General features: G+C 60.8%; 5 protein-coding genes and 1 pseudogene. 5 read left to right on the top strand and 1 reads right to left on the bottom strand.

Features of this window, described 5'->3' with window-relative positions; translation table 11 throughout:
• The first annotated feature begins 63 nt into the window (after positions 1-63).
• From NW819_RS11705 to NW819_RS11685, 5 genes are all read left to right on the top strand, one after another.
• Positions 64-306: a NifU family protein gene (locus NW819_RS11705; RefSeq protein WP_011432622.1), complete on the top strand. Its 243-nt coding sequence runs from the start codon at positions 64-66 to the stop codon at positions 304-306.
• A gap of 132 nt (positions 307-438) precedes the next feature.
• Positions 439-1,536 carry an RIP metalloprotease RseP gene (rseP, locus tag NW819_RS11700; protein WP_414413848.1) on the top strand — a complete coding sequence of 366 codons (1,098 nt, stop codon included), beginning with the start codon at positions 439-441 and terminating at the stop codon, positions 1,534-1,536.
• A 6-nt stretch (positions 1,537-1,542) separates the two neighbouring features.
• The gene (nth, locus tag NW819_RS11695; RefSeq protein ID WP_414413847.1) at positions 1,543-2,247 is read left to right on the top strand and encodes an endonuclease III; all 705 of its coding nucleotides are present in this window, start codon (positions 1,543-1,545) and stop codon (positions 2,245-2,247) included.
• 110 nt (positions 2,248-2,357) lie between these two features.
• Complete coding sequence (rapZ, locus tag NW819_RS11690; RefSeq protein ID WP_414413846.1) at positions 2,358-3,341, top strand: RNase adapter RapZ; 984 nt, start codon at positions 2,358-2,360, stop codon at positions 3,339-3,341.
• On the top strand, positions 3,334-4,698 hold the full coding sequence (locus tag NW819_RS11685) for a gluconeogenesis factor YvcK family protein (protein WP_414356608.1): 1,365 nt from the start codon (positions 3,334-3,336) through the stop codon (positions 4,696-4,698). The genes rapZ and NW819_RS11685 overlap by 8 nt, the downstream gene beginning before the upstream one ends.
• Before the next feature lie 24 nt (positions 4,699-4,722).
• Here the strand turns inward: NW819_RS11685 and NW819_RS11680 are convergent.
• Positions 4,723-5,245 (bottom strand): annotated as a pseudogene (locus tag NW819_RS11680) (glycosyltransferase); the annotation flags it as partial.

The raw sequence follows: 5,245 nt of genomic DNA, 5'->3' as shown, positions 1-5,245 counted from the left end.
GAGTTCAGCGTGAATGTATCAGAAACCGCTACAATCCAAATCTCAACGAGGCTAAAAGCAACCATGGCACAAGCACTGGAACTCAATACCGAGAACGTCGAGAAAGTCCTGAACGAGCTGCGTCCTTACTTGATGGCCGATGGGGGCAATGTGGAATTGGTGGAAATCGATGGCCCGGTGGTCAAGCTGCGCTTGCAGGGGGCCTGTGGAGCCTGCCCCAGCTCGACCATGACTCTAAAGATGGGCATTGAGCGCAAGTTGCGGGAGAGCATTCCCGATATTTTGGAGGTGGAGCAGGTATTCTGAGGGGCCCTGTAGGTTTTTGTGAGATTCCTTTAGGGTTCTTTATCATGTGTTGGACTATGTGCCTTGATAAATAGCCTCGGGTGGCTCTCTGCTCCCCACTTCTTTCTTCTGTGCCTTCTTCAGAGCTAGCGCATGTCTGTTCTCCTCTCCATCGCCATTCTCGCCCTGCTGATCCTGGTGCATGAGGCAGGGCACTTTGCGGCAGCCAAACTCCAAGGGATCCACGTCAACCGCTTCTCGCTGGGGTTTGGCCCGGTGTTGTGGCGATACCAGGGCAAGGAGACAGAGTACGCCATTCGCGCCCTGCCGCTGGGGGGCTACGTGGGCTTTCCTGACGAGGATGAACATTCTCCCTACCCCCCCGACGACCCGGATCTGCTGAAAAACCGCCCCGTGCTGGATCGCCTGGTGGTGATGAGTGCAGGGGTGATGGCCAACCTGCTCTTCGCCTATCTGGTGCTGGTGTTGATGTTCGCCTCGGTGGGGATCCCCTCGGTAACGCGCCTCCATCCCGGCATTCTCATCCCTCAGGTGATGCCCGATAGCCCGGCGGAGCGGGCCGGCCTGAAGGCAGGGGATGTGGTGTTGCAGGCAGCCGATCGCGATTACAGGGGGATTGCCGACGAGACGGCGGCCTTGGCAGCTCTGAACGATTTTCAGGTGCTGATCCGCAGCAGCGAGAACCGGCCCATTCCCCTGGAGGTGCAGCGTGGGGAAGGGGATCCCCTGCAATTGACGGTGATCCCAGAGGTGCGGGGAGAGACGGTGGCCATTGGAGTGACCTTGGCCCCCCACCAGGAGGTGACCTTGCGTCCCCCTCAGAGTGTGGCTGAGATCCTCACGGAGGCGGGAAATGCCTACCAGCGGGTGGTGATGCTCAATCTGAACGGCCTGCAGCAGTTGCTGCAGAATTTCCAAAGCACGGCTGCTCAGGTCTCCGGCCCGGTGGGGATCGTCAAGATTGGGGCGGATCTGGCCCGCGATGACGCCGCCAGCCTGTTTAATTTCACCGCTTTGATTAGCATTAATCTGGCCTTTCTCAACCTGTTGCCCCTGCCCGCCTTGGACGGGGGACACATTGCCTTTTTGATCCTGGAGGCGATTCGCGGCAAACGGCTGCCCAAGCATCTGGAGGAGCGGGTGATGCAGACGGGCTTGGTGTTGTTGCTGGGATTGGGGGTGGTGCTGATCTTCAAAGACACCCTCGCCATTGTCACCGGGTCGGGCTAGGGGAAGATGGCCAGCAAACGGGCCTTGCGCCAGCGAGCTTTGGAGATCCTGCTCCGGCTGAAGCGCCACTACCCCAACTCCACCTGTGCCCTCCACTACCAGACGCCGCTGCAGCTCTTGGTGGCAACCATCCTCTCGGCTCAGTGTACGGATGAGCGGGTGAATCAGGTAACGCCAGAGCTGTTTCGTCGCTTCCCGGATGCCCAGGCCCTGGCGACAGCGCCGCGAGAGGAGATCGAGGCTCTCATCCATTCCACCGGCTTCTATCGCAACAAGGCCAAACACATTCAGGAAGCCTGCCGCAGGATCTTAAGCCATTTCGGTGGCCAAGTGCCCCGCACCATGCCGGAGCTGCTCACCCTACCCGGCGTAGCCCGCAAGACGGCCAATGTGGTGTTGGCTCATGCTTTTGGCATCCATGCCGGGGTTACCGTCGATACCCATGTTAAGCGCCTCAGCCGCCGCCTCGGCCTCACTGAGCACGAGGATCCCGTGCGCGTCGAAAAGGATCTGATGCAGTTGTTGCCGCAGGCGGATTGGGAGAACTGGTCTATCCGTCTGATCGACCACGGGCGGGCCGTCTGCACTGCCCGCAAGCCTCTGTGCCAGCAATGTTTTTTGGTGGATCTCTGCCCCAGCGCTCCCCTCCTGAGACCGGCGGCACCGGATGAGAAAATGGATAAAAAAGCTACCAAAGCCTCGCCAACCTGAGAGGATGGTTTCTGGGCGCCCTGTATGGCTGAGCCGGCAGGGATCCCTCCCTTGCAGCACTTGTTTTGGCCGCCCCTCGCCCTAGAATAAGCTCCATGCAGGATAAACCCATGTCAGTCGCGCCCCCCGTTCTGGTCATTGCCGGCCTGACGGGATCCGGGAAAACTTTGGCCATCCAGCAGTTGGAACAACTGGGGTACACCGGCCTAGAAGGGATCCCGCCTGCCCAGGTGATCCCCTTGGTTGAGGCGATGCGGACCCATCACGCTGCTTTGGCCATCAGCTTGAATCTCCACGCCCAGGAGTACCGGGATCAAGTTCCCACCCTGGCTGCTTGGGTGCAATCGCAAGGGATCCCTTTCCTATTCTTGGAGGCCCGCTCCCCAGTGTTGCTCAACCGTCTCAGCGCCCACCGCCGTCCCCATCCCTACGGGGAAGCTGCCGGTTTGTGGGAGGCCATTGAGCAAGAGCGGCTGGCTCTGGCCCCGGTGCGGGAACGCTGCACCCACTGGTTGGATACCTCCGACCTCAATGCCCAGCAACTGCGGCAGCAATTGCAAGCTTTGGTGCAAGGGATCCCCCAGCCCCTCAACCTAAGGTTGGTCAGCTTCGGTTTCAAGTACGGCGTTCCCCCCGATGCCAACTTGCTATTTGATGTGCGCTTTTTGCCCAACCCCTTCTTTCAGCCCCATCTGCGCCGCCTTACCGGGCAGGATCCCCTGCTGCAGGAGTTCTTGTTTGCGGATCCCATCACACAATCCACCTACCAGCACATCTTGTCCCTGATCAAAGCGTTTTGGCCCCACTACCGCGCAGAGCGTCGCCCCCACCTGACTTTGGCTATCGGCTGTACCGGCGGTCAGCACCGCTCGGTGGCCCTGGTGGAGCGCCTGGCCCAGGATTTGCAGCCTTGGACTGTCCCTGCCGGCAACCACGTTCTTCCCGACCTGAATGTTCAGGTTCAGCATCGCCATCTGCTCGACTCTCAGCGGGAGCTGGAAGCCCGCTTTGGCCCGGCGCCCGGCGAAGCCGGCGTTGCCCAGCAACAGGTTAGGATCCCTTTGGCCGGCGTTCCTGCACCTTCCCATGGCTAAGCCCCTGCCCAGCAACAAGTCCCCTGTTTGGGGCATTCGTCGCCGCAAGGCTGCTTGGTCGGGAAGTGGCTGGAAATGGCTCTTTCCCGGTTTGGCTGTCAAACGCTGGCTGAGCCTGGCGGTTGGGGGCGTGCTGCTGATGGTGCTGGGCATTGCCATCTGGACGGAGTTGACCCCCATCTTTCGCCTGAAGCGGCTGATCGACATCACCCTGCGCCTGATCACCACTTGGATCCCGAACAACATCAGTGGCCCCCTGGTGACTGGGATCGGGCTGGTGATGGTGGTGCTGGGGTTTCGCAGCGCCATGCGCTCCATCGAGGATGTGCTGATCCCCGAGGGAGATGAAGCGCTGGTGGATAAGCTGTTGTCGCGGCGGCGTCTCAGCCGTGGTCCCCGCATTGTGGTACTGGGGGGCGGCACCGGCCTCTCCAACCTGCTGCGGGGTCTGAAGCGCTACAGCTCCAACATCACAGCCATTGTCACGGTGGCCGATGACGGGGGATCCTCAGGGCGTCTGCGGCGGGAGATCGGCGTTTTGCCCCCCGGCGATATCCGCAACTGTCTGACTGCTCTGGCCAACGAGGAAAAGCTGCTCACCGAGCTGTTTCAATATCGCTTCCAGTCGGGGGAAGGGCTAAGCGGCCACAGCTTCGGCAATTTGTTCATCACTGCCCTCACCGCGGTAACCGGCGGCGACTTGATTCGGGCCATCACTGCCACCTCACAAGTCTTGGCCATTCAGGGGCGGGTGCTGCCGGCCACCCTGGCGGATGTCACCCTTTGGGCGGAGCTGAGCGATGGCCGCCGCGTGGTGGGAGAGTCCAACATTGCCAAAGCCGGAGGACGCATTTGCCGAATCGGCTGTGACCCCCCCAACCCTCCCGCCCTACCGGAAGTCATCGAGGCTATTGAGGCGGCAGAGTTTGTGGTGCTGGGGCCGGGTAGCCTCTACACCAGCATCATCCCTAACCTGTTGGTACCGGAAATTGTGGAAGCTCTGGCCAAAAATATGGCCCCCCACATCTACGTCTGCAACATCATGACCGAGCCGGGGGAAACCGACGGCTATACCGTTGGGGATCACGTCATGGCTTTGGATCGGGTGGCAGGAGTGCGCCTATTTGACGGCGTGCTGGTGCAGCGGGAGCCACCCTCCCCACGTGCTTTGGAGCATTACCGCCGCAGCGGTTCTGAGTTTGTGGTGTTGGATCCCGACAAACTGGCTTACCTGGGCTGCCGCGCCGTTTTGGCTAACGTCATGCAAGAGGATCCAGAGACCGGCTTAGTGCGCCACAACCCCGAACGCTTGGCTGCAATGCTGATGCGCTGGTTCGACAGACATCGCCCCCTCTAGCTTTGCCCAGGATGTCCTCTGCTGTTATTGCAGGCGGGAATAAGGGCGGGGATAGGGCTTGCGCATCTGTCGAGCCAGGTACACCTGAAAGGTTTGCGCCACCGCCCCTGCCCGCACCAGGGGAACCTCGGCCACAGGCTCGATTTGGGCAAAGTAGTCGCCATAGGTGGCTGGGATCCCTGCCCTCGGCTGGAACAACTTGGAAGTGATGAGCAGCCCATCCTGCCCCAGCCAGTCCTGCGGCTGCGACCAAAAGGCAAAGCCCCGCAAATCCGCATCCAGGCAGGTCAGAGGCTTGTCCGTCAGCGGAGCCAGGGCCATGGCGATCTGACCGCCCAAAAAATAGGCATTGGTAAAAACGAACTCTGCCTCCTCAAGGGCCTGAGCCAGGCGGGGATCCGTCCGAAACCGCTGCCGCAACTGCTCAATTTCAATGAGCTGAGTAGAGGGATCCCTCTCCACCGGCCACAGCCCCATCCCTCCCGGCTCTTGCAGCAGGCCGTAGCGCACATGGGCCAGCCCCACCCCCACCACCAAGCTGACCATC

Origin of the sequence: Synechococcus sp. R8-2 (genome assembly GCF_047461715.1) — a bacterium.
Classification (GTDB): domain Bacteria; phylum Cyanobacteriota; class Cyanobacteriia; order Thermostichales; family Thermostichaceae; genus Thermostichus.
The sequence above is the reverse complement of the archived record's forward strand: the minus strand, read 5'-3'. Positions and strand labels throughout refer to the sequence as shown.

Coding starts and splice junctions, on each gene's coding strand:
- NW819_RS11705 (WP_011432622.1), top strand. CDS start 64: ATGGCACAAGCACTGGAACTCAATACCGAGAACGTCGAGAAAGTCCTG.
- rseP (WP_414413848.1), top strand. CDS start 439: ATGTCTGTTCTCCTCTCCATCGCCATTCTCGCCCTGCTGATCCTGGTG.
- nth (WP_414413847.1), top strand. CDS start 1,543: ATGGCCAGCAAACGGGCCTTGCGCCAGCGAGCTTTGGAGATCCTGCTC.
- rapZ (WP_414413846.1), top strand. CDS start 2,358: ATGTCAGTCGCGCCCCCCGTTCTGGTCATTGCCGGCCTGACGGGATCC.
- NW819_RS11685 (WP_414356608.1), top strand. CDS start 3,334: ATGGCTAAGCCCCTGCCCAGCAACAAGTCCCCTGTTTGGGGCATTCGT.